The following is a 23,557-nucleotide window of genomic DNA, read 5'->3' as shown; positions in this document are numbered from 1 at the left end:
CAATTGAAGTGCCCCCATGATAACCCTGGATCAGGTTCAACTCATCCGCGGCGCCAAACGCCTGCTGGATAACGCCAGTCTTACCATCTACCCCGGCCATAAAGTGGCGTTAGTCGGCGCCAATGGCGTGGGCAAATCCAGTCTGCTGGGCTTGCTGCGCGGAGAGTTTGGGGTCGATGCCGGTGATTGCCGGGTGCCAGCCAACTGGCGCCAGGCTTGTGTCGATCAGGAAACCCCGGCGAAAACCTGCAGTGCGCTGGACTACGTGCTCGATGGCGATCAGACCTACCGCGCACTGGAGCAGGAGCTGCACGACGCCCAGGAGGACGGCGACGGCCGCCGCATCGGCCATGCCCACGACCAGTTTGAGGCCTATCATGGCTATCAGGTTCCGGCCAAAGCGGCCGAGCTGCTCAGCGGCCTGGGTTTTGACAACGACGCTCAGGGCCGCCCGGTCAAGGACTTCTCCGGTGGCTGGCGCATGCGCCTCAACTTGGCCCGTGCCCTGCTGATCCCATCCGACTTGCTGCTGCTCGATGAACCGACCAACCACTTGGATCTGGACACCCTGATCTGGCTCGAAGGCTGGCTCAAGCGCTACGAAGGCACCCTGATCCTGATCAGTCACGATCGCGATTTCCTCGACGCCGTCGTTGGCGAAGTGGTGCACGTCGAACAGCAACTGCTCAACCACTATCCGGGCAACTACACCCAGTTCGAACGAGTCCGCGCCGAGCGTCAGGCGCAACAGCAATCCATGTTCGAAAAGCAGCAGCGAGAAAAGGCCCACATGCAGTCCTTTGTCGACCGCTTCCGCGCCAAGGCCAGCAAAGCGAAACAGGCCCAATCCCGCCTCAAAGCATTGGAAAAGCTGACCCTAACCGCACCGGCCCATGCCGACTCGCAGTTTCATATGAGCTTCCGTGCCCCCCTCGCCCTGCCCTCGCCGCTGCTGAGGCTGGATCAGGTTCAGGCCGGCTACGGCGATCTCACCATCCTGCGCCAGATCAAGATGAACCTGGTGCCCGGCAGCCGCATCGGTCTGCTCGGCCGCAACGGCGCCGGTAAGTCCACCTTCATCAAACTGCTGTCCGGCGAGATCCAACCGCAAGCCGGCGAACTGGCGATCAGCCAGGGCGTCAAGATCGGCTACTTTGCCCAGCATCAGCTCGAGGCACTGCGGCTGGATGACACGCCGCTGGCCCACCTGATGCGCCTGGCGCCGGACGCCAAAGAGCAGGAGCTGCGCAACTTCCTTGGCAGCTACGGCTTTGCCAATGACAAGGCGCTGTCGCCGGTGCGCCCCTTCTCCGGCGGCGAGAAGGCCCGCTTGGTGCTGGCCCTGCTGGTGTGGCAGCGCCCTAACCTGCTGTTGCTCGATGAGCCGACCAACCACCTGGATCTGGAGATGCGCCACTCACTGACCATGGCACTGCAAGGCTTCGAAGGCGCCATGGTGGTGGTCTCGCACGATCGCCACCTGTTGCGCGCCACCTGTGAGGATCTCTATCTGGTGGATGCCGGCCAGGTGCAACCCTTCTCCGGCGATCTGGAGGATTACCACCAGTGGCTGCTGAAAAAGGAGTTGCCGCTCAATAGCAGCGAGCCGGGCGTGGATCGCAAGGCGAAAAAGCGCCAGGAAGCGGAGCTGCGCAAATTACTGTCACCGGTTAAGAAGCGGCAGGAAAAAGTCGACAAAGCCATGGCGAACGCACAAAAAAGCTGGGATGACTTGGAAAATCGCTTATCTGACAGTACCTTGTACGAAGATAAAAATAAGGGCGAGTTGACTGAGCTACTGAAACAACGGGGTCAGTTACAGCAGCAGCAAGAAGAGCTGGAGATGGAGTGGCTGGATCTGCAAGAGCAGATAGACACCCTAACCGAGCAGCATCAGGAGTAGGTATGAGCATCAGCGCAGAGCAGTATTGGCAGTTTAGCGAGTCCATCTGGAAGCAACCGGGGGCGCGCCACACCGCGCTGGAGCTGCAAGACAAATATGCGCTGGAGCCCAATCTATTGCTGCTGGCCCTGTTACTGGAGCAGCAGGGTCAGTTCCTCGATGACAATCAGTTTCGGCAATTGGAGATGGCACAGGGCTCCTGGCGGGATCGCATGCTCGCGCCCTACCGCCAGCTGCGCCGCCTAGCCAAGCACAACCTACCGGCCGAGAGCTACCAGCAGATGCTGGAGGTGGAGCTGGTGATGGAGAAACGCAGTCAGCAGTTGATCCTCAAATCCTTAGAGCGGATGCGCTTTGCCCACGAGGGCGATAACCTCGCCGCCTGCCTGGACGCACAGGGGATCGAGCCCAACACCTTACCGGGCAACCTGCTGCAGCAACTGAGCCACCTGTTTCAGCTGTGCGCGCCGGACGATCTGCCCACCTACAACCTGAGCTGATCGCCACGCCGCCGACTCAGCCGCGCGGCCAGCGCGCCAACAGCGCGTGGGCATTGCGCCGGGCCAAGCCATACAGGGTCAGCTGCGGGTTGGCCCCCAGGCTGGTCGGCAACACCGAACCATCAAACACCGACAGGTTACTCAGCTGATAATGCCGGCCCCAACTGTCGACCACGCCCTGCTCCGGCGATCCCGCCATACCACAGCCGCCCATGATATGGGCTGAGGCCACCGTGGTTTGCAGCGGCGCCAGCGCCATCTGCGCGATCCCCGCCTCGGCACTGGCCAGATCCCGCCACCACAGCTCCTGATCGTGCGCCACCAAGACCGCCTCGGCCCCCGCCGCAAACTGCAATCGAACCATCTGCAGGAAGGCGTTGCGGATCCCCTGCCACAGCTCATCATGCAGCGGATAATCCAGCACAGGATCGCCAAAATCATCCAGTATAACCCGTCCCCCCGGACTGTGATCGGCAAAGCCATCGCGCAGCAATGCCAGGCTGATCTGCAGATGATTGAGGGACTGCATCATGCGGTGATGGGCCACGCCAAACCCCGGCGCCTTGCTCGACAACAGCATCGGGTGCAGCGGCGCCGCTTCTAACTTAAATCCCATCGCATCGGGCGCTTGCGGCCAGAGAAATTGGTCTGAGTACACACTCTGTGGCGCACCGGCATGGGCGTTCACCGGCTTGGCAAAGCGCGCCAAGGCCATCACCGTCGGATGCAGGAAGGTGCGCTTACCCAGGAGCTTGTGGGGATCCGGCGCCGCCGAGCGCATCAACAGCGCCGGCGAGTGCAGCGCCCCGCCGCACAGCACCACCTGCTGCGCCTCGACGGTCACGGTGATATCGCGGCGTTGATGCTGCGGATCGCGGGTATGACACAGCACCCCCTGCACCCGCTCGCCATCGTGCAACAACTGCCAGGCCTCAGTCCGACTGTACAGCTGCGCCCCGGCGGACAAGGCGGCCGGGATGGTCGTCACCAACATCGACTGCTTGGCGTTGAGCGGACATCCCATGCCGCAATAGCCCAGATCGGCACAGCCGCGCACGTTGCGGTGGATCACCGTCCAGTCCCACCCCAGCCGCTCACACCCCTGCGCCATCAGCGCATTGTTGGCATTGGCGGGCACCGGCCAAGGCGAGATATTCAGCGCCTGCTCGGCTTGCTCAAACCACGGGGCCATCGACTCAGGCGTGATCTGCTCGACGCCAAAATGCTGCGCCCAATGCGCCAGGGTCTGCCGCGGCGTGCGGATCGAGGTGGTCCAGTTAACCGTGGTCGAGCCGCCAACGTTGCGCCCTTGCAACATGCCAATGGCCTGATCCGCGGTCTTCATGGCCGCCGATTGCTGATACAGATCCGGATAGGCCACCCGCTCCTGCATCACAAAGTCCGAAGACGACTTCAGCGGCCCCGCCTCGATGATCACCACCGCAAGGCCCGCTTCAGCCAGGATCTGAGCCGCCGTGCCGCCCCCCGCGCCGGAGCCGATCACCACCACATCGGCCTTGATACGGCTGGACTCGGTCAACTGACTGCCATCGACATGCTGCCAGCCTTGGGCCAGACCGGCTTTGATGGGATCCGGGATCATCGCGCACCTCCCAAGCTGGGCGGTTGATAATTGAGGGCAGACCAATTGGCGGGATCGCCATACCACACCGCCATGATGGGATCGCGCAAGCCAGCGTAGGCGGTGCGGATCAGCTCAAGAAAATGAAAGCGCCAATCATCGAGCAGCTGGCTAAGCAGCGTCGGCTGCTGCTCAGCCAGCGGGAGCATCGAGCCGGTCAGTACCAATCGGCCCAGCTTCTGCTGCAACAGACCAAGCAGCTGCGCCAATTGCTGGCGTACGCCCGGTGGCAAGGTGGCGATCAGATCCGCCACCGCCACGGCGATCCGTGGCGCCTGCTGCTCCAAGCGCTGCGCCGGTGCTGCCCCCTCGAGTACCACAGGGATCAAGGCCACAAACAACCACTGCTGCGCCTCATCCAGCGGCGCCGGGATCGAGACCGGCTCCGGCCAGAAGGCGATCCCCAGTGACAATGCCGTCGCACTGGCCAGCGTCCCATAAATAAACTGCCGTCGTTCCACCTTGCCTCCTTGGCAGCGCCTGCCATTGCAAGTAGAGTATCTGTTCACTATTTAAACACACGTTTTAATATCATGCCCATCAAATCCAGCTTTCGCCCCTCACGCTGGTGGCACAATCCCCATCTGCAAACCATCTGGCCAGTGCTGACCAAGCCCAAGCAGCGCCCCCGACTGCAACGTCAGCGACTGGAGCTGGATGACGGCGATTTTCTCGATCTCGACTGGCAGGCCCAGCCACAGGGGGACGCACCGCTGCTGGTGTTGGTGCATGGCTTGGAGGGCAGTGCCGACTCGCACTACGTCCGCCGGCTATTGCTCGCGGCCGAGCAGCAATCTCTGGCGGCGGTGGTGATGCACCAACGCTCCTGCTCCGGTGAGCCCAATCGGCTGCTACGCAGCTATCACAGCGGCGCCAGCGACGATCTGGCCGCGGTGCTCACCGAGCTCAAGCGCCAGCGTCCCCACACGCCGCTCTGGATGGTGGGTTACTCCCTGGGCGGCAACCAACTGACCAAGTATCTGGGCGAAACCGGCGACGCCAGCTTGGTGACAAAAGCGGTGGTGATCTCCGCCCCACTGGATCTGGCCGCCTGCGCCCAGCGCATGGAGCAGGGCTTCTCACGCGTCTATCAGCGTCATCTGTTGAGCCGGCTGCAGCGCAAAACCGCCGACAAACTCACCCAGTTGCCCTTGAGCGCCGAGCAGTTGCGCGGCCTCAATACCTTCTATCAGTTCGATCATCAGATCACCGCCCCCATCAATGGCTTTGCCAGCGCCGACGATTACTACCGACGCGCCAGCGGCAAACCCTTTATGCGCCAGATCCGCACCCCTACGCTGATCCTGCACGCCGAGGACGATCCCTTTATGACTCAGGCGGTGATCCCGCTCCCGCAGGAGATGAGTAACAGCGTCGAGCTGGAGCTGTGTCCCAATGGCGGCCACGTCGGCTTTATCGAAGGCGGCTGGCCCTGGGCGCCTCGCTACTATCTGGAGCGCCGGATCCTGGCGTATCTCAGCAACACCGACTGACACCGACTAAACTTCACCGCTCCTGAGATCGCCAACGGGAGGGGTATGAACCCATGGTGCAAAAGGGGATGCCTTATCGTCGGACTCGGCTCCGGCTTGGCGCAAGGAGCCGCCGTAGACTTTGAGCCCATTCAGGTGCGCTCGGCCGCACCCACCAAGTCTTTGATGCTCAGCCCGGGTCCGAAAGCCAGCGCGTACCAAAGCGGCTGGCAGCTGGCCATTCACCTGCAAGCCGCCAGTATCTTCGCCCAGAACGAACACTACGAGCTGGACTACTATCGCAGCGATTACGGCCTCCAGCTCAGCGTCACGCTCCACCCTCGCTGGCAAATCAGCCTTGGCTACAATCTGGGCCGCAGCGACAATACCCATCTGGATCAGCCCACGCTGACCTTCCACAAGCTGACAGGGATCAACCAGAACGGACGCGATCAGGTCGCCAAACACCGCTTTGTCGCCCAATATCCCGCCTATGGCTTGGATCTGACCCAGTTTGATGCTCAAACCCTGGCCCATCAAACCACCCTCTCACTGGGCTATCAATGGCTGCACACCCCTCGCCACAGCCTCAGCAGCACCCTCTCCGGCCAGTATCAAACCAATCCCGTCGCCTGGCGGCAGGGCAGCCGCTGGGATGGTGCCGCCCAACTGGATTACGGCTATCGCCATCGCCAATACCAACTCAGCGCCATGCTGGCACTGAGCCACACCGGTGCCGACACCCTGCTTCTGATCCCCACCCGCACGCGGCTTTGGCATGGCGATCTGGGCTACCGCTACCACCTGAGTGAGCGCCACAGCGTGGCAGCGCACTATCAGATCTCGCAAGGGGCACTGAAGCACGCCGGCGAGCTGAGCAAAACCACCCATGAGATCACCTTAGGTTATCGTTATCGCCGCGCCCGCTATGCGGTGGATCTGAGCCTGTTGGAAAATTTGATCCACGCCGATAACTCCGCCGACTACGGACTGCAGCTGCGCTACCGTGTGCAATTTGACTGAGCCGGGTACAGCCGCAACAATGCCCCCTCGCTCCCAATCTGGAAATCCCCATGCTGATCGATTATCCCACCCTGTGTCAGTCGCTCCCGGCCGACACCATCGACAACCTGATCCGCGAATATCTGATCAGCGCCGTCGGCGATGAAGGCTTCGCCGACACCGAGCTAAGCCAGCTCAACAACGCCATCGTGCAAGCCCGACTGGCACTGCAACGGCGAGAGCTGGTGGTGGAGTATTCCGAGGAGCATGAGAGCATCGCGATCCGGCGCCACGACGACGTAGTGCAAACCCAGAGCACTTGACCCCAACCGCTTCGGCCCCGTATAAACGAAACATCAGCTCGCGGCGGACTTAAAGGATTATGTCGGCGAAACATCCCATTATCGCAGTGACCGGTTCATCCGGTGCAGGCACCACCACAACCACCACCGCATTCAAGCACATCTTCCGCCAGTTGGAGATCAAGGCCGCGCTGGTGGAGGGGGACAGCTTCCACCGTCATACCCGAGCGGAGATGGAGGTGGCGATCCGCAAGGCGCGGGAAGAGGGCCGCAGCATCAGTTACTTTGGCCCGGAAGCCAACGACTTCCCGGCACTGGAACAGTTCTTTTGCGAGTACAGTGACAGCGGCACCGGTCAGATCCGTCGCTACCTGCACACCTTTGATGAAGCCGTGCCCTTTAACCAGATGCCGGGTACCTTTACCCCATTCCAGCCCCTAACCCAGGACAGTGAACTGCTGTACTACGAGGGCCTGCACGGCGCCGTGGTCACCGAGGACGTGGATGTGGCCAAACACGCCGATCTGCTGATCGGCATGGTCCCCATCGTCAACCTGGAGTGGATCCAAAAGATCGTCCGCGACACCAACGAGCGCGGCCACAGCCGAGAGAAGGTGATGGACTCCATCGTCCGCTCGATGGACGACTACATCGCCCATATGACGCCGCAGTTTTCCCGCACCCACATCAATTTCCAACGCGTGCCCACGGTCGACACCTCCAACCCCTTCTCCGCCAAGGACATTCCCAGCTTGGACGAAAGCTTTGTGGTGATCCGCTTTCGCGGCATTCAAGATGCCAACTTTACCCACTACCTACAGATGATCCAGGGCAGCTTTATGTCACGGGTCAACACCTTAGTGGTGCCAGGTGGTAAGATGGCGCTGGCCATGGAGTTGATCCTTACGCCATTGATACGCAAGATAAAACAGACTCGGCAGCAATGCTTATTGGCGGATCAGGCGAATCAGTTGCAAAGTCGTGATCCGACCAGTTAAACTTTGACCACCAACTGTGGTTCATGACCAGATTGTGCACTTGATCGACATGATTTGGTTAAAAACTCGATCTAGTTCAAAGTGCTGGCCACTTTACGCAATTAACATTTAATCCTAGAATTCTGAATTAAGTTTCAAGCGTTTTATCCTACTGAAAGGAATAATACTATGGCGCTGATTGGCAAGCCTAAGCCCGATCCAACTCTGGAGTGGTTCCTGTCCCACTGCCACATCCACAAGTACCCAGCGAAAAGCACTCTGATCCACGCCGGTGAAGAGTCTGACACCCTGTACTACATCGTAAAGGGCTCTGTCGCGGTACTGATCAAGGATGAAGAAGGCAAGGAGATGATCCTGTCTTACCTGAACCAGGGTGACTTCATCGGCGAACTGGGCCTGTTTGAAGAGCAGCCAGAGCGTACTGCCTGGGTGCGCGCGAAATCCCCGTGCGAGATCGCCGAGATCTCCTACAAGAAGTTCCGTCAGCTGATCCAGGTTAACCCTGACATCCTGATGAAGCTGTCTGCCCAGATGGCCAACCGCCTGCAGTCCACCTCTCAGAAGGTCGGCGATCTGGCGTTCCTGGACGTTGCTGGCCGCATCGCCCAGACCCTGCTGAGCCTGGCACGCCAACCGGATGCGATGACGCACCCAGACGGCATGCAGATCAAGATCACTCGTCAAGAGATCGGTCAGATCGTTGGCTGCTCCCGCGAAACCGTGGGCCGCATCCTGAAAATGCTGGAAGAGCAGAATCTGATCCAAGCCCACGGTAAAACCATCGTGGTCTACGGCACCCGCTAAGGCGCGTTGCTCGATCAGACAAAGGCACCCACTGGGTGCCTTTTTGCTATCTGAAACCAACTCGTCGGAGCTTATTACTGACCCAGCCCCGAACCTCGCTCCCGAACCTCGGCGCTAACGCGCGTCCGTTGACTCAAAGATCTTATCCGCCGACGCCGCCACAAAGCCGCTGTACAGCTCGCCGTCCGCTTGCGGGTAACGCCGGGCAAACTCATAGAAACAGGCCGGAATGTACAAGCTCGCGTCACTGAACGCCACGTCCACCTTGTCCGCCAGGGTTGAGGATTGCTCCAACAACACCTGAGGCGATCCCTTGATCTCGCCACCACTGGCATTGAGCGCAAAGCCCGCCGCCTTGAGCGCCGCATTGACCGACTCTAGGGTTTCAAACCGGGATAGGGCATTGACGTTGACCGTAAAGTGATTGGCCCGATAACCAAATGCCGCCAGCCAGGCTGCGTACTCACTCTCCGCCAGCAGCGCTTGATACTCGGCTTGAGACACCCGCCACACTGCACCGCTATAGAGAAAGTCATCCGCCTTGGCCGCCTCCGCTGGTAACTGCGCCACCAGCGACTTCACCGTACGCTGCAGCGCCTCGGAGCACTGCCCCAGCAGCAGCTCGGAGATAAACACCTTAGGCGCGCGAGGATCCGGATGCTCGAAATGACGAGCAAACAGTTTCTTCTGCTTAAACTCGTACTCGCCTTTGGCCTCATAGCCCAAGGCCAGAAAATGCGCCGCCAGCGCATCCAGACCGATCCCCGGCAAAGCGAAGGTACGAAAGGCGACGTGATCGTTAAGCAGCGCCTCACCGCCCCCGAGCAACCGGTGCACCTTGGCGGCCGACGGGCATTGCTGCAAGTAATCCTGCCACAGCGCTTCAAACAGGGAACTAACCGTGTGTTTCATCCATTGGACTCCTTGTCGTATGCCGAGGACTTACAGCGTCAGGCCGGGGGCGAGTGTGGCCGGCAGGCTGACCGCATCGGCCTCCATCGACGCCACCGGGTAGGCGCAATAATCCGCCGCGTAATAGGCGCTGGCGCGATGGTTGCCGCTGGCGCCAATGCCGCCAAACGGCGCCGAGCCTGCCGCGCCGGTGATCTGCTTATTCCAGTTGACGATCCCCGCCCGACTGCGCGGCAGGAAATAGTCCCACTCCTCGCGGCTGTCCGCCAGCAAGCCGGCGGATAAGCCAAAACCGGTGTCGTTGGCCAGCGCGATCGCCTCATCGAACGTGTCGTAACGCACCACCTGCAAAAGCGGCCCGAAGTATTCCTGATCCGGCAGCTTGGCAATGCCGGTGACGTCGATTATCCCCGGGCGGACTAGGCCGGTGCCCGCTTTGATCAGCGCCAGCGGCTCCAGCACCACACCGCCCAGCGCCACCAGGCTCTGCTGCGCCGCCAGCATGCCTTGCGCCGCTTCGGCCGAGATCATGCTGGCAATAAACGGCGCCGGCTCGGCGACGGGCTCGGCCACGCGGATCTGCGCCGTCGCTACCACCAGTTGAGCCAGAATGGCGTCGCCCTGAGCGGTGCGGGGCACATAGAGCCGGCGGGCACAGGTGCAGCGTTGGCCGGAGGAGATAAACGCCGACTGAATGATCTCGTGCACCGCGGCGGTTGCATCGGCCACCGCCCGCACAATGAGCGGATTATTGCCGCCCATCTCCAGCGCCAGGATCTTGCCCGGCTGACCGGCGTACTGCTGGTGCAGCAGGTGGCCGGTGCGGGAGCTGCCGGTAAAGAACAGGCCGTCGCTCCCCGGATGGGCCGACAGCGCCTTGCCGGTCTCCACCTCGCCCTGCACCAGGTTGATCACCCCAGCGGGCAGACCCGCCTTCTGCCACAGCTGCAGCGCCATCTCAGATACCTTCGGCGTCAACTCCGAGGGTTTGAGCACCACGCAATTGCCCGCCAACAGCGCCGGCACGATATGGCCATTGGGCAGATGCCCAGGGAAATTATAGGGTCCAAACACCGCCACCACGCCATGGGGCTTGTGCCGCAACACCGCGCGACCGGCGGGCAGCGCACTGCACTTATCGCCGGTGCGCTCCGCCTGCGCCTTGATGGACAAGTCCACCTTGCCCATCATTGCCGCCACCTCGGTGCGGGTCTCCCACAGGGGTTTGCCGGTCTCGTCGCTGATCAGCCGGGCCAGTGGCTCCTTGGCCTGCTCCAGCTCGGCCTTGAACGCCTGGATCACCGCGATGCGGGCCTCTAGGCCGGACAGAAACCAATCCAGCTGCGCCGCTCGAGCGGCGCGCACCGCGCTGTCGACCTGCTCGGCACTGGCGCTGGCACCCTGCCAGATCGTCTCGCCGTTGGCGGGATTGAGAGAAGTGAATGCGGCGCCCTGGCCGGCAAGCCATTCACCGTTGATCAAATGGGTCATGCGGGTTTCCTTACTGGCAGGGCGGCCGCCGTCAACGGCGGCAACACCATGGGGTTATAACGGCAGGATCCAAACCGGATCATCCACCTTAATGCCGAGACTGGCCAGGCTCTCCGCGCTCAAGCCAACCGGCCCGTCCGCTTCGGTGAGATGGACGGCGGCGCGGATCACCCGGTAATCCGGCAGACGGCCATTGCAGATCAAATAGTCGCCGGCCAAGTGTGGTTCATCGACCGCCTGGACAGGGCGGCGCTGCACCTGTTGCACCGCCAGGATCTGATCGCGCTGGCACTCGACCGTCGGGCCGGCATCGAAGATATCGACGTAATTGTTGAAACGAAACCCCTCGTGCTCCAGCAGCGACAGCGCCGGGGCGGTACTCTCGTGCACCTGCCCCACCACCGCCTGCGCCTCGGGGCTGAGCAGGTTGACGTAGATGGGGTGGCGCGGCATCAACTCGGCGACAAACACCTTATCGCCGATCCCGGTCAGGTAATCCGCGGTGGGAAAATCGATGCCAAAGAAATGGGTCTCCAGCCACTGCCAGAACGGCGAGCGCCCCTGCTCATCGGACACGCCGCGCATCTCGGCGATCACCGTGTCACCAAAGCGCTCAGCAAAAGCGGCCAACATCAAAAAGCGGCTGCGCGACAGCATCCGACCGATCTGATCCCGCCGCCATTGGGGCAGCAGGAACAGGGTGCACAGCTCAGAGGCGCCGGTGTAGTCGTTGCAGAGGGTGAGGATCTGCACCTCACGGCGGATCCCCAACCGCTCGGACACATGCACATCCTTGCCCAGACGGTAGTGGTAAAACGCATCGCTGCTGCCCACCGCCGCCTCGATCCCGCAGGTGCCCACCACCTTGCCGTCGTCCTCCAGCACCATCAGGTAGCCTTCGTCCCCCGGCTGGCTCACCGGTTTGGCAAAGCTGGCTTCACTGCGGGCGATCTTGCGCTTAAGCAGCGCCTCATCCACCGGCAGCGAAGTGAAACCGTGACCGGACGCCTTGGCGACCGCCAGCAGGGCCGAATAGTCCGCCTGAGCAATAGGCCGAATGATCAGCATCGGCTCAACCCTGTACGATCTGAGCCACCGCGCGCTCAAATCGCGCCAGCCCTTCCGCGACATCCGCTTCGCTGATCACCAGACTCGGCGCAAACCGCACCACGCTGGCACCCGCGACCAAGCACATCAGGCCGGCCTCGGCGCTGGCGATCAGGACGTCCCGCGCCCGACCCTGGTAGGCCTCACTGAGCTCGGCCCCCAGCAACAAGCCCATGCCACGCACCTCGTTAAACACAGCGTACTTGGCGTTGATCGCCTCCAGGCCCGCGCGAAACTGAGCCGAGCGCGCCTCCACGTTGGCCAGCACCTCGGGTGTGTTGATCACGTCGATCACCGTCTGCGCCACCGCGCACGCCAGCGGGTTGCCGCCGTAAGTCGAGCCATGGGTACCGACCTTCAAGCTGGCCGCCACCTTGGCGCTGGTCAGCATGGCCGCCACCGGGAAGCCACCGCCCAGCCCCTTGGCCGAGGTCAGCAGATCCGGCACCACGCCGAAATGCTCATAAGCATACAATTTGCCGGTGCGACCGGCGCCGGTTTGCACCTCATCGAAGATCAGCAGCGCGTTGTGCTTGTCGCACAGCGCCCGCACCCGCTCGATAAAGGCCTGATCGGCCGGGATGATCCCGCCTTCCCCCTGCATCGGCTCCATCATCACCGCACAGGTCTTGTCGCTGATCGCCGCCTCAAACGCTTCGATGTCGTTAAACGGCAGGTGATCGATGGCGCCCGGCTTCGGGCCAAAGCCGTCGGAGTAGGCCGGCTGGCCCCCGACGGTGACGGTAAAGAAGGTCCGGCCATGGAACGCCTGCTTAAAGGCGATGATCTGCTCTTTGCCCTCGCCGTAATGCTCCAACGCATAGCGGCGCACCAGTTTCAGTGCGGCCTCATTGGCCTCGGCGCCGGAGTTGGCAAAATAAACCCGCTCGGCAAAGGTGCTGTCGACCAAGGTCTTGGCCAGCTTCAGTGCCGGCTCATTGGTGAACACATTGGACAGGTGCCATAGCTGGCTGCCCTGCGCGTTGAGTGTCGCCACCATCGCCGGATGGCAATGGCCTAGGCTGTTCACCGCAATGCCACCGGCAAAGTCGACAAACTCGCGCCCTTCGCTGTCCCACACCCGGCTGCCCTCACCGCGCACCGGCACGATGTCGGCCGGGTTGTAGTTCGGCACCATCACTTCATCAAACAGAGCCCGAGTCACGCTGTTTTGCTCACTCATTACGCACATCCTCCCGCCGGGTCGACCGTTCCTCAACCCGAAGCAATCCATTATCTTTAACAACAAACCTTATAAAAACACACATCCGTAGTCAAAACGACGGCCTAAGGGGCATTTTCATAAGTTTTGCTTAACCATTCAGGCGAACACTCTACCGCAAAGCCATCCAGCCCACCGCCAAAACTTTTATTTTTCCTTAAATTACAAAGCAGTGAGGTTGATTGGTGTTTTTCCTCCGTGGACACAGCTCAGGGCAATTAATAAACAACGAAAAACATATATGCTCAGTTCGTGGCGTTCTATGCACAAAAAGAATTAATGAGGCACTGGCAAGTGAACGAGACACGGGAGCGCAGGGCTCCCGTGCCGTAAGCGGCTAGTTCAATGCACGCTCAAACAGCGCGTAGATCCGGCGGTACTCATCCAGCCAGCTGTAGGGCTGGCGAAAGCCGTGGGGCTCCACCGGATAGATCGCGGTTTCAAACATGGGTTTCTCCAGCTCGATCAGGCGCTGCACCAAGCGCACGCTGTCCTGGAAGAACACGTTATCGTCCATCACCCCCGACATGATCAGCAGCGGTTTTTCCAACCCCTCAGCGTGGTAGATCGGCGAGCTGCGCTGATAGGCCAGGTGATCCAGCTCTGGGGTATTGAGGATATTACTGGTGTAGCCGTGATTGTAGTGCGCCCAATCCGTCACCGGCCGCAGTGCCGCCCCCGCTTGGAACAACTCCGGCTGCTTGAACAGCGCCATAAAGGTCAGAAAGCCGCCATAGCTGCCACCATAGGTGCCCACCCGCTCGGGATCCACCGACGCGTTGGCCGCCATCCAGTGGATGCCATCGCGCAGATCCTCCACCTCCGGACGGCCCATGTCGCGATAGATGGCGGTGCGCCAATCCCGGCCATAGCCCTTGGAGCCGCGGTAATCCATGTCCATCACCACATAGCCTTGCTGAGCCAGCAGATTGTGGAACATGAACTCACGGAAGTAGCCGGAGAAGCCATAGTGGGCGTTTTGCAGGTAGCCAGCACCGTGATTGAAGATCACCGCCGGATAGCGTTTGCTGTCGTCATAGTCTTGGGGCAGATACACTCGGGCGTAGACAGGTTGGTCCTGATAACTGGAAGGCACCGCCACCACCTGAGGTGCCTGCCACGGATAATCCAAGAAGGCGTCACTGGTGGTGTGAGTCAGCTGCGTGGCCTCGCCGCCCAGCGCTTGAACGTACAGCTCCATCGGCCGGATCCGGCTGGAGTACTCCAGCAGCAGTTTCGACTCGTCCGGGCTCAGCTGAAACGTCAGCATCCCTTTCAGATCGGTCAGCTGCTCTGGCTCGCCACCCGCCGTCGCCACCCGAAACACCTCATACTGACCCGGGTGGTGCGGGTTAGCCTTGTAGTAAAGGTGACGCTTATCGGCGGACAGCACCGGCGTGCTTACCACCTGCTGACCGGTGGTCAACGCCCGCACCTTGCCCTGTCCCGTCCCGGCGCCGGACTTGAGATACAACTGAGAGTAACCGCTTTGCTCCGACAGGAAGTAGAGGGTGTCCGCGTCCAGCCAGCCGAAATCGTTGTAGGTGTAGTTGATCCAAGCCATGTCGTGCAGGCGGTGCTCGGTCACCAGTTTGCCTTTGGCCAGATCCACCGTCGCCAGCCAGCGATCCTTGTTGTCGATGGACTCCAACATCAGCGCCAGCTTGTCCTCCTGCTCATGCCACTGCGCCGCGCTTTGCGACCAGGTCCAATCCTGGATCAAACGGATGTCCCGCACTGCCTTCTCAGACACATAGGTCTCGCCGCGGGCCTCGGCGTTTTCACGCTTAACCGACGCCAGCACATCCTCGTCGTAACCCGGCAGCCCTTCGACCGTCACCGCCGCCTGAGTGCCTTTTTCCACATCCAGCACAACGAAACGCTGACCGGCCGGCTTGGCCTCAGCCACCCGGGCGCGCACCTTCACCGCATCCACGTAGCCGCGCGGATCCAGATAATTGGGCATGATGTCGTGCTCGCCGCGCCAACTGGCGTCCTTATCGGTCAAGGCCACCAGCAGGTAGCGACCGGAGGGCGACAAGGAGAGCTCACTGACGCGCTCCGCCTCCCCCAGATAGAAGGGCTCGGCCGCCAGGGCGGGATCCGCCGAGATCCGGGCTGTGCGCAGCGCCTGCTTCTCGTTGGCGTGGCGATAGCCCATGTCCACGTACTGGCTCAATTTGCGCTGCTCTGTGGCCAGATAGCCCTCCGGCGCCTGCGCCTTCGGGGCATTGTTCATGCTCAGCTGTGCCAGCAAGCGGCGCTGGCCGCCGTCCAAGGCGATGGTTTCCACCGCGTGTTCACGCCAGAACGCGATGCGGCCATCATTGAGAAAACGAAAGCCGCGGATCGCCTCAATATCCTGAGTCAGCTGGCGGATCTCCCCGGCCACCGACACAAACAGCTGACCTTCATACAGCCACGCCTTCTGGCTTCGATCCACATTGTATTGGCCCGGTTGGGACTGAGCGCTCCACTGCGCCAGCGCCAGTTTCTCCGGCGCGCCATCCAGTGCGTGACGGTAGCGATCCGCCAAGGGACTGCCGGAGCGTTTGCGCGCGTACAGCACCGAGGCGCTGTCATCGCTCCAATAGGCTTGGCTGACGCCCCGCCCCATCCAGTCGGGATCCGCCATGATCTGTTTCAGGGTTAAGGGTTGAGACGCCGCGATCGGAGCGGGCAGCGCAATCGTCGAAGCGGATGAGGCCGTCGCCGGGGAAGTGGGGACAGACTCGGTCTTCGCCACCGAGCCCACACCGGCACAGCCGAGCAGAGCCGTGGACAGACCAAAGGCCAGGAGCCGTGTTTTCATTATGATTCTTTCCGTGATTTTTCATTTGGTTGTTTGGCAAATGTTATATCACGGTGACAAAGGCAAACAAACGCCCGGGCGGCCATTGGAACCGGCGCACTTGTGTCGTTTCAATGACGCCCTGCGCCGGCGCAAACAACAAAGGCGGCCCAAGGCCGCCTTTGTGCTTCCTGCGCCGATCTTAGCCTTGCGCCATTTTTGTCACTTCGCGCAGCTGCGCCTCGCTCCAGTCAAACGGCGAAGCCAACGACAGCCACTCGCTTTCCAGCTCAGTCTCAATGCACATGGACTCACCGCTGATCGGATGGGTAAAACGCAATGCCTTGGCGATCAGCCAAAGTCGATTCAGTTCGAAATGACTGCGGAAGAACTTGTTCTGCTTGCCATCGCCATGGGTGGTATCGCCAATGATGGGGTGGCGCAGGTGGGCCATATGGCGGCGCAGCTGATGCTTGCGGCCGGTTTGCGGGCTGAGTTTGACCAAACAAAAACGGCTGCTGGGGTACCGGCCGGAGCTGAATGGGATCTCGGTATTGAGTAGCGGCGCGTAATCGGTGACCGCCTCCTGGGGTGGCTTGTCGGTGCGCGCCTTTTTGTCGGCGATGTCATCCAGCTCCACCTTCAGCGCGTAATCCAGCGTGGCGCTGTCGTGCATATGGCCGCGCACCAGCGCTACGTACTCCTTGCTCACCCGATGTTGTTCAAACTGCTCACACAGAGCACGGGCGACTTCCGAGCTTTTGGCAAACAGCAACACCCCGGACGTGGGGCGATCCAGCCGGTGGACAGTAAACACATGACAGCCGATCTTATCCCGGGTCAGCTGCATGGCGAAAAAGCGCTCCTTGCGCGCCAAATAGCTGCGATGCACCAACAGCCCTGCTGGCTTATGAATGGCCACCAGATGGTCATCTTCATATAACACCTCGATCTCCGGCGCCGGCTCCTCCCCCTCTTCGGGCTCACCCGGCTCAGACTCAAGCCAGGCGGCATCGGCGGGATCCACGCCATAGTGTTTCGATTGCGGATCTTGTGTCGTCATACTGCTGTGTCCATTAAAAAGAGGCTATCGAACCAATTACTTTGTAAGCCGACGCTTGGTAAGCCGAAGCTTTGTAAGCCAAAGATTTGTAAGCCGAATGTTTAGTAAGGCGGGCGCCACCGGGCCATCAGGGATCAGGCCGGCTTCGCGTGTTGCGTGAGAAAATTACCGAGCAGCGCCAAGCCCTGTTCAGTCAGGATCGATTCCGGGTGAAACTGCACCCCTTCGATCGGCAGCGTCTTATGGCGCAGTCCCATGATCTCCCGCGCGCCGCTGGGCGCTTGGCACCAAGCGGTGATCGCCAGACAATCCGGCACCGTGGCCGGATCCACCACCAAAGAATGATAGCGGGTCACGGTTAAGGGATCGGCCAGCCCAGCAAACACCCCGACGCCCTGGTGGTCGACGGCGCTGGTTTTGCCGTGCATCACCCGCTCAGCCCGCACCACCCGCGCGCCGAAATGCTGGGCGATGCTCTGATGACCCAGACACACCCCCAGGATAGGCAGTCGGCCGGCGAAGTGACCGATCGCCGCCAGTGTCAGCCCGGCCTGATCCGGATCCTTTGGTCCGGGCGAGATCACCAGATGATCCGGCGCCAGCCGCTCGATCTCCGCCAGCGTCGTTTCATCGTTGCGCCGCACCACCACCTGCTGGCCCAGTTGCTGAAAATACTGCACCAGGTTGTAGGTAAAAGAGTCGTAGTTATCGAGCATCAAGAGCATAAGTGAGGATCTGCAACGCGGGCCAAAGTGAAAGTGGCCGGATCCTATCAGATTTCGCCCCTCAGGGCAGGGCCAGGCCCACAACCGCCGGCTCAGTCCAGCGCAACCGAGGCCGCGACGTCGGCCCGCTCACCGACCGTAGGCGGATCACACGGGTAGGGCTCATCGCAGTCCTGCAGCTGCGCTTGCAGATCCCCCGCCAGCGCCCGATCCAGCGACTGGCCACAGCGCTCCACGATGATCAATGCCACCCGCTGGCACTGTGCGCTCAGGTTGGCGAAGTTCAACCAAACCGGCGCCGGCGTCGCCGCATTCAGCAGGTAGTACGCCGCCGGCGCCGCCCCTTGGGCATCGTCCCCCCAATCCACTTCCCCTTGCTGCCGGTAGCTTTCGACCGCGCCGTGCGCATCAGCCAAGTTGGTCCAGCGCGTGAAAGAGGAGGCCGAGTGGACGGCGTCATGGGCTTTGCGATTAAACCAAAGCGGCTCAGCACAGGTGGCTATCATGCCACGGGTCTGCGCCACCGCTTGGCTCCGATCAGGTGCGGGCTCCGCCAGTGACACATAGTAAGCCCCCCGCTCAAGGTTCTGGGTCGATGCCACGCCGCCCGGCACCGTATAACTCGGCTTCAAGTTCTGCGGATCCGTCAGTCCCCACTGGTACTCCCAGTAATACAAAAGCTTCAGCTGTGTTTGATAGTTCGGCTGATTGGTCACAACCCGATAAGAAGAGCTCTGATGGATAACAAACTTACCACCACAGAGCTCGATAATGGCGCTGTTGCCCTCCCTATCCGATATGGCCAAATGGATCATTGCGCTACGGGCCAACTCGGGCGACACCGCCTCCGGCACCCATTGCGCAATGATGCAGGGCGGCGTGGTGTCGTAGTACGCCACCGCCTCCGCCACATTGGCAAATCGGTCCAATAGGTGCTGCGGCCAACACAATGCCCCCAAGCAGTCCCGGCTGGCCGGAGTGACCGGCGCAAAGCTGGCGTCGCTGTCAAACAACGCACAGACCGTGAGCCCTTGATCATTGATCCCGTCGACACTGGCATAGCCCAGCTGTCGATCCCCCAGCATGGACACGATGCTGGCGTACTTCGCCCGCCATTTCAGTACTTGCCTGGACTTCAGCACCAGATCTGGGGATACCTGCTGCAGATTTGCCTGTGACAGGGTGCGCTGCGCTGGGGTCAAACCGGCCCGCCTTTCCCCGCGAGGCATGCGGTACAGATGGCAATTCAAGGGGCGAGCCCAATCCATATTGCGGCCGACCACGGCAAACTGACGATTTAAGTTATTGAGTATACGAGTGCACATTCGATCATCCTTGATAGCGGTGCTTGTTCTAACCTTGTCATAACTTAGTAGACAGACTCGACAGCAGGAAGCTTTCTCGTGTCACATACAGCGCCAACAGCAACAACCGCAGCGGATCATGCGTTTCGATCCCGGGTACTGATAGGGATCTCACTCACCACCCTACTGCTCTCCGGCCTATTGGGGGTGAGCAATGTAGGCCGGGGTGCCGCCGTGATCTATGGTGCCGTACAACTGGGCTATGCGGGCTTATCCGGCTATGTTTGCTGGGCTGCGATCAAACAACGATTGCCAAACTGGGTGGTCTACCTCTACGCGTTAACGCTGACCGGCTTGGTGCTTAGTGGCACAGCGATATCATCAATACAAGCCTACAACGTCGTTTGGGCGCTCACCCTGCCAACCATCAACTACCTGTTGTTTGGCCAGCGCATCGCCCTTCCCCTGTCCCTATTCGCCTTTGCGACCACCCTGTACACGTTAAGCCTGAAAGAGTTCACCTTCGGCACCCCACCGTTTAATAATTTGATGCTCTCTTATCTACTTGTCTGGGGGATCAGCCACTCCTATGAAGCCAATCGTGCCCGCAACGAGCAGCAACTACGCCGGCAGGCCCTCACCGATCCGCTGACCGGAATAGGCAATCGACTGGCCATGCAGCAAACCTTTGCCGAGTTACAACGCGCCCCCGCCAGCGCGGGCCTGGCACTACTACTGATCGACATCGACTGGTTTAAGCAGGTCAACGACAGCTTTGGTCACGAGGCGGGGGATACGGTGCTGAAAACATTGAGTCGACGCCTTACCCAGCAGGAGCCGGACAGCGCCCTGTTTCGCATAGGTGGCGAAGAGTTTTGCCTGTTTATGTACTCGGATAAGCCAGCAACGGTTGCCGCCAGAGCACGGCAATTGTGCGAGGTGATCCGCGCCACACCGATCACCACCCATACCGGCCCTATCCCCGTCACCATCAGTATTGGCGTAACGCTCAGCCCGCCGGAGCCAACGCTATCCATGTTATTGCGCGATGCCGATACCCAACTGTATGTCGCCAAGGGCGCCGGGCGGGATCAGATCAGCATGCTCGGCCTGGTCGAGACGCCCAACAGTCAAGCAGCGGCACATCAAGGTCGCCGGCGCGCACATCGCGACCAGTCCGTGTCCGGATCAAGCCTAGATGCAACCGCCACACCGGCTCGCAAAGCCGGCACCGGCTAAGCCGTAAACGCGCAGAGGGGTCCGCACAGCGCGAGGCCTCTCCCGACCGCTGCCCCTGTTCGCCCCTCGCATCCAACCTGCACCCTCTGACTTACGACTCCCTAGCCATCGCCCGGCTCAATTGCTCACGTAGCCAAGCATGGGCGGGATCATTGTGCAGGTTCACACTCCACAATAACGACATACCCAATTGGGGCATGGGCAGCGGCGCGTCGACGTAAGCAAAATCCCGAAACAGGTGATGTGCCATAAAACGCGGCAGTGTGGTGATCAACGCCGTCCCCTTCATCAGGCGTGCTAGCGCAGCAAAGTCTGGTGCGATCAGCCGGATCCGTCGCTGCCGGATCGAATGAAGCAACATCTCATCCACCAGGGTCGTCGGGTTGGGCCCCATCTGTACAATAGCGTGCGAAGCGTCAAAAAAGTCCTCCAGACTCTGCGGCGCCGAACGCACCGCCGGGTCAAAGAAGGTAACGTAGTCAGCCCCCGCCAGCGACATCGGCCGAACGTGGACATGCTGACTGTCCGGCACAAGATGGTCGACCTCGATGATCAGATCCACCCCATTATGAAGGCTGGCCTCCAAGGCCCGATGGTTGTGCCGCTGGATCTGAAACACACAGTTTGGTGCCCGCCGCAGCAACTCCGGCAGCACCGGCTCGATGCATTCCGCCAGACCCGCATGACTGCCCGCCAGAACGAAGTGGCGATCACTGTGCGCTGGCTCAAACATCGCCCCCTGCGCGATCCGCCGGATCTGTCGATGTGCCGGGCACCACGTACTCAGCACCTCCTTGGCCAGTGCGCTGGCGATCATCTGGCCACCACTTCGGGTAAAGATCGGATCATTAAAGCTTTTACGCAGCTTTTCCAGGCCATAACTGGCCGAGGACTGACTGATCCCCAGCGCGCTCGCCGCTTGCGACACCGAGCCGCTCTGCATGACCGCTTCCATCAACGCCAGATCCTGCAAGCTTAAGGCGCCAAAATCGGATTTTTTAATAGTCACTATCCGCCTTTCTCCATTGTGAGAGTGCGACGATGCGCGCTAAATATTCCCAACGCCATCATAGCCATCCGTGGTGCCAATGCGATCTCGCCCAGTGGAAACCCTCGAGATCTGCAGGCCCAACCACGAACCTGGCTCAGCCGGGCGACGCACCTGCAGATGGCGACGCAGGCCACAACATCTGACACTGAACAAGGAGCAACATCATGGGACGGATCACGCGCTTGACCACAACCGCCATCGCCTTAAGCAGCCTCACCTTCGGCGCCCAAGCATTTGACGCCGAGCACGGCGACTATTATCGCCACGCCAAAGGGGATGTCGTATTCCATACCTACACCACCCCAAATGCGATGGGAGCCTCTGCCGCGGTCGTCATTGAAACCCCCAATCAATTGATCCTGCAGGATGTGATGGCAACGGCGATCAATAATCAAGAGCTGCTGCGCCTGATCGCCAGCCTCGACAAACCGCTCAATCGCATCTACATCTCACACGATCACGATCATCACTGGTTGGGATTGGAAATGTTTGATGGCGTGCCTGTGTACGCCGCCAGCAATGTGCGCGCCAGCATTGAGATCAACGGCGAAAGTGCACTCAACAGCAACCGACAGCAATATGGTGGGGATGCCATTCCTTATCAGGCCACCGTCACGCCGCAGCATGTGCAAAAGCCCGGCAGCATCACCATTGATGGCGTCGAGATGGTATTCGGCACCCCCTTTATGGACATGACCGGGCCGGTCACCTTCATCGAGTTCCCGCAACAAAAGGTGTTGCTGCACCATCACTTGGCCTACGCCGACGTGCACATCCCGATGCCGCCAGCCGGTCCTCGGGCACAAACCCTCAAGCGCCTGCATGAACAAGGCTATGAGTACATGATCGGTGGCCACGGCACCCCCATGAATGGCGACGCCTTCTTTGCCACCACCACCCAATACTTCGATACGGTCGAGCGTGTTGTTGCTGATACCGATAGCCCGGAGCAAGGCATCAAAGCGATGAAAAAGGCGTACCCAGCTTGGGGGGCATTGCCTCTGCTGGAGATGATGATGCCGGCTAACTACCCTGCAGAAGACTAAGACACAGCGGCTAATGGGCGTTCATCTCGGCGCCCATTGGCTTATGCAACACTAATCAGAAGGCACGGCTTTCCGGTAAGTGTTGCGGCTAAGCTATCGGCTACGGCTGCCCACGTATCGCCCTTGCGCGGCTGAGACCAGGTCTACCCTTTCACTTGTGCGCGTCCACGCCAACGCGGTCCCTGCCTCCAATTGATTGCCAACTATTGGTTTGTTACCTTGCTCGCTCTGATAAGCGCAAAGCCCCAGTTGGCTGCCCATTTCGCCCCCCACGCTCCATCGATACAAAGCAGTGCATCATTTATGTCAACTTATCTCGCTGGTTTCACCTTAGGTCTGTCACTGATCCTAGCGATCGGCTCCCAAAATGCCTTTGTCCTCAAACAGGGCATTCGCAAACAACATGTGTTTGTTGTCTGCGTCGTCTGCGCCCTTTCTGACGCACTGTTGATCGGCTTTGGTGTGGCCGGGTTCGGCGCCATCGTCAATCAATTTCCGCAGATAGAGGTTGCAGCCCGCTACGGCGGCGCGCTCTTTTTGGCGATCTACGCGTGCTTGAGCTTCAAGTCAGCGCTGACGGTGGATCACGCTTTAACCACCCAGACACCATCGAATGACTCCAAGCTCAAAACGGTCGTGATGTGCCTGGCATTCACCTGGCTCAATCCCCACGTTTACCTCGACACAGTGGTGCTGCTGGGCTCAATTTCAACCCAGCATCATCCCAACCAAATGATGTTTGCGACAGGCGCGATCTCTGCCTCCTTGGTCTTTTTCTTCGCACTCGGGTATGGCGCACGGCACTTGGCACCGCTGTTTCAGCGCCCAAGAGCATGGAAGGTACTGGAGTGCGCTGTCGGTGTAACTATGGCCACCATAGCCCTGTCTTTAATTCTCTGATCCCCTTTGCCCAGCGGCCAAGCTGAGGGTACACAGACCGGATGTGATCGCGCCAGGGCTCACACTGCAGCATTGCCACATCC

21 protein-coding genes are annotated in these 23,557 nt (G+C 60.5%); 10 read left to right on the top strand and 11 right to left on the bottom strand.

What is annotated here, in order from left to right; genetic code table 11:
- Positions 1–16 precede the first annotated feature (16 nt).
- A complete protein-coding gene (locus ABEA08_RS09305) occupies positions 17–1,903 on the top strand; it encodes an ATP-binding cassette domain-containing protein (protein WP_345335029.1) in 1,887 nt (628 codons plus the stop codon).
- A 2-nt stretch (positions 1,904–1,905) separates the two neighbouring features.
- Positions 1,906–2,403: a TIGR02444 family protein gene (locus ABEA08_RS09300; RefSeq protein ID WP_345335028.1), complete on the top strand. Its 498-nt coding sequence runs from the start codon at positions 1,906–1,908 to the stop codon at positions 2,401–2,403.
- Between the two features lie 16 nt (positions 2,404–2,419).
- Here the strand turns inward: ABEA08_RS09300 and ABEA08_RS09295 are convergent, their stop codons facing one another.
- Positions 2,420–4,006, bottom strand: a complete 1,587-nt coding sequence (locus tag ABEA08_RS09295; RefSeq protein ID WP_345335027.1) for a GMC family oxidoreductase — start codon at positions 4,004–4,006, stop codon at positions 2,420–2,422.
- A complete protein-coding gene (locus ABEA08_RS09290; protein ID WP_345335026.1) occupies positions 4,003–4,506 on the bottom strand; it encodes a TAT leader-containing periplasmic protein in 504 nt (167 codons plus the stop codon). Before ABEA08_RS09290 ends, ABEA08_RS09295 begins: the two co-directional genes overlap by 4 nt.
- Positions 4,507–4,578: 72 nt before the next feature.
- On the opposite strand from ABEA08_RS09290, the gene ABEA08_RS09285 reads away from it, so the two are divergent.
- From ABEA08_RS09285 to crp, 5 genes are all read left to right on the top strand, one after another.
- On the top strand, positions 4,579–5,538 hold the full coding sequence (locus ABEA08_RS09285; protein WP_425557348.1) for a hydrolase: 960 nt from the start codon (positions 4,579–4,581) through the stop codon (positions 5,536–5,538).
- A 45-nt stretch (positions 5,539–5,583) separates the two neighbouring features.
- On the top strand, positions 5,584–6,540 hold the full coding sequence (locus tag ABEA08_RS09280) for a DUF3187 family protein (RefSeq protein ID WP_345335025.1): 957 nt from the start codon (positions 5,584–5,586) through the stop codon (positions 6,538–6,540).
- Between the two features lie 50 nt (positions 6,541–6,590).
- Positions 6,591–6,842, top strand: coding sequence for a YheU family protein (locus ABEA08_RS09275; protein ID WP_345335024.1), 252 nt, complete (start codon positions 6,591–6,593; stop codon positions 6,840–6,842).
- Positions 6,843–6,901: 59 nt separating this feature from the next.
- The gene (locus ABEA08_RS09270) at positions 6,902–7,819 is read left to right on the top strand and encodes a phosphoribulokinase (RefSeq protein ID WP_345335023.1); all 918 of its coding nucleotides are present in this window, start codon (positions 6,902–6,904) and stop codon (positions 7,817–7,819) included.
- Between the two features lie 168 nt (positions 7,820–7,987).
- Complete coding sequence (crp, locus tag ABEA08_RS09265; protein WP_345335022.1) at positions 7,988–8,623, top strand: cAMP-activated global transcriptional regulator CRP; 636 nt, start codon at positions 7,988–7,990, stop codon at positions 8,621–8,623.
- 114 nt (positions 8,624–8,737) lie between these two features.
- On the opposite strand, the gene ABEA08_RS09260 is transcribed toward crp, so the two are convergent.
- From ABEA08_RS09260 to ABEA08_RS09225, 8 genes are all read right to left on the bottom strand, one after another.
- Positions 8,738–9,535, bottom strand: coding sequence for a DUF1338 domain-containing protein (locus ABEA08_RS09260; protein ID WP_345335021.1), 798 nt, complete (start codon positions 9,533–9,535; stop codon positions 8,738–8,740).
- Between the two features lie 30 nt (positions 9,536–9,565).
- Entirely contained in the window at positions 9,566–11,026 is a 1,461-nt protein-coding gene (gene astD, locus ABEA08_RS09255) for a succinylglutamate-semialdehyde dehydrogenase (protein WP_345335020.1), read from the bottom strand.
- Positions 11,027–11,080: 54 nt separating this feature from the next.
- The gene (gene astA, locus ABEA08_RS09250) at positions 11,081–12,094 is read right to left on the bottom strand and encodes an arginine N-succinyltransferase (protein WP_345335019.1); all 1,014 of its coding nucleotides are present in this window, start codon (positions 12,092–12,094) and stop codon (positions 11,081–11,083) included.
- Between the two features lie 4 nt (positions 12,095–12,098).
- Complete coding sequence (locus ABEA08_RS09245; RefSeq protein ID WP_345335018.1) at positions 12,099–13,316, bottom strand: aspartate aminotransferase family protein; 1,218 nt, start codon at positions 13,314–13,316, stop codon at positions 12,099–12,101.
- 376 nt (positions 13,317–13,692) lie between these two features.
- A complete protein-coding gene (locus tag ABEA08_RS09240) occupies positions 13,693–16,167 on the bottom strand; it encodes a S9 family peptidase (RefSeq protein ID WP_345335017.1) in 2,475 nt (824 codons plus the stop codon).
- Positions 16,168–16,348: 181 nt separating this feature from the next.
- Positions 16,349–17,209 carry a tRNA pseudouridine(65) synthase TruC gene (gene truC / locus ABEA08_RS09235; protein ID WP_345335016.1) on the bottom strand — a complete coding sequence of 287 codons (861 nt, stop codon included), beginning with the start codon at positions 17,207–17,209 and terminating at the stop codon, positions 16,349–16,351.
- A gap of 134 nt (positions 17,210–17,343) precedes the next feature.
- Complete coding sequence (locus tag ABEA08_RS09230) at positions 17,344–17,934, bottom strand: anthranilate synthase component II (protein WP_345335015.1); 591 nt, start codon at positions 17,932–17,934, stop codon at positions 17,344–17,346.
- 92 nt (positions 17,935–18,026) lie between these two features.
- Positions 18,027–19,259, bottom strand: a complete 1,233-nt coding sequence (locus ABEA08_RS09225) for a linear amide C-N hydrolase (protein ID WP_345335014.1) — start codon at positions 19,257–19,259, stop codon at positions 18,027–18,029.
- 78 nt (positions 19,260–19,337) lie between these two features.
- Here ABEA08_RS09225 and ABEA08_RS09220 point away from each other — a divergent pair, with 78 nt between their 5' ends.
- Entirely contained in the window at positions 19,338–20,477 is a 1,140-nt protein-coding gene (locus ABEA08_RS09220; protein WP_345335013.1) for a GGDEF domain-containing protein, read from the top strand.
- 91 nt (positions 20,478–20,568) lie between these two features.
- Here ABEA08_RS09220 and ABEA08_RS09215 read toward each other — a convergent pair whose 3' ends face one another.
- Positions 20,569–21,486 carry a LysR family transcriptional regulator gene (locus tag ABEA08_RS09215; RefSeq protein WP_345335012.1) on the bottom strand — a complete coding sequence of 306 codons (918 nt, stop codon included), beginning with the start codon at positions 21,484–21,486 and terminating at the stop codon, positions 20,569–20,571.
- 206 nt (positions 21,487–21,692) lie between these two features.
- Between ABEA08_RS09215 and ABEA08_RS09210 the strand changes: the two genes are divergently transcribed.
- Together ABEA08_RS09210 and ABEA08_RS09205 are read left to right on the top strand one after the other, a co-directional pair.
- Positions 21,693–22,574 carry an MBL fold metallo-hydrolase gene (locus ABEA08_RS09210; RefSeq protein WP_345335011.1) on the top strand — a complete coding sequence of 294 codons (882 nt, stop codon included), beginning with the start codon at positions 21,693–21,695 and terminating at the stop codon, positions 22,572–22,574.
- A 219-nt stretch (positions 22,575–22,793) separates the two neighbouring features.
- Positions 22,794–23,474, top strand: coding sequence for a LysE/ArgO family amino acid transporter (locus ABEA08_RS09205; protein WP_345335010.1), 681 nt, complete (start codon positions 22,794–22,796; stop codon positions 23,472–23,474).
- Positions 23,475–23,557 lie beyond the last annotated feature (83 nt).

Origin of the sequence: Ferrimonas pelagia (assembly GCF_039543565.1) — a bacterium.
GTDB classification, from domain to species: domain Bacteria; phylum Pseudomonadota; class Gammaproteobacteria; order Enterobacterales; family Shewanellaceae; genus Ferrimonas; species Ferrimonas pelagia.
The sequence above is the reverse complement of the archived record's forward strand: the minus strand, read 5'-3'. Positions and strand labels throughout refer to the sequence as shown.

What these genes read in the sequence shown, in the direction of transcription:
- ABEA08_RS09225 (WP_345335014.1), bottom strand. Translation starts at nt 19,259, where the DNA reads ATGTGCACTCGTATACTCAATAACTTAAATCGTCAGTTTGCCGTGGTC.
- ABEA08_RS09280 (WP_345335025.1), top strand. Translation starts at nt 5,584, where the DNA reads ATGAACCCATGGTGCAAAAGGGGATGCCTTATCGTCGGACTCGGCTCC.
- ABEA08_RS09305 (WP_345335029.1), top strand. Translation starts at nt 17, where the DNA reads ATGATAACCCTGGATCAGGTTCAACTCATCCGCGGCGCCAAACGCCTG.
- truC (WP_345335016.1), bottom strand. Translation starts at nt 17,209, where the DNA reads ATGACGACACAAGATCCGCAATCGAAACACTATGGCGTGGATCCCGCC.
- ABEA08_RS09240 (WP_345335017.1), bottom strand. Translation starts at nt 16,167, where the DNA reads ATGAAAACACGGCTCCTGGCCTTTGGTCTGTCCACGGCTCTGCTCGGC.
- astD (WP_345335020.1), bottom strand. Translation starts at nt 11,026, where the DNA reads ATGACCCATTTGATCAACGGTGAATGGCTTGCCGGCCAGGGCGCCGCA.
- ABEA08_RS09245 (WP_345335018.1), bottom strand. Translation starts at nt 13,316, where the DNA reads ATGAGTGAGCAAAACAGCGTGACTCGGGCTCTGTTTGATGAAGTGATG.
- ABEA08_RS09230 (WP_345335015.1), bottom strand. Translation starts at nt 17,934, where the DNA reads ATGCTCTTGATGCTCGATAACTACGACTCTTTTACCTACAACCTGGTG.
- ABEA08_RS09295 (WP_345335027.1), bottom strand. Translation starts at nt 4,006, where the DNA reads ATGATCCCGGATCCCATCAAAGCCGGTCTGGCCCAAGGCTGGCAGCAT.
- ABEA08_RS09275 (WP_345335024.1), top strand. Translation starts at nt 6,591, where the DNA reads ATGCTGATCGATTATCCCACCCTGTGTCAGTCGCTCCCGGCCGACACC.
- ABEA08_RS09260 (WP_345335021.1), bottom strand. Translation starts at nt 9,535, where the DNA reads ATGAAACACACGGTTAGTTCCCTGTTTGAAGCGCTGTGGCAGGATTAC.
- ABEA08_RS09300 (WP_345335028.1), top strand. Translation starts at nt 1,906, where the DNA reads ATGAGCATCAGCGCAGAGCAGTATTGGCAGTTTAGCGAGTCCATCTGG.
- crp (WP_345335022.1), top strand. Translation starts at nt 7,988, where the DNA reads ATGGCGCTGATTGGCAAGCCTAAGCCCGATCCAACTCTGGAGTGGTTC.
- ABEA08_RS09285 (WP_425557348.1), top strand. Translation starts at nt 4,579, where the DNA reads ATGCCCATCAAATCCAGCTTTCGCCCCTCACGCTGGTGGCACAATCCC.
- astA (WP_345335019.1), bottom strand. Translation starts at nt 12,094, where the DNA reads ATGCTGATCATTCGGCCTATTGCTCAGGCGGACTATTCGGCCCTGCTG.
- ABEA08_RS09210 (WP_345335011.1), top strand. Translation starts at nt 21,693, where the DNA reads ATGGGACGGATCACGCGCTTGACCACAACCGCCATCGCCTTAAGCAGC.
- ABEA08_RS09270 (WP_345335023.1), top strand. Translation starts at nt 6,902, where the DNA reads ATGTCGGCGAAACATCCCATTATCGCAGTGACCGGTTCATCCGGTGCA.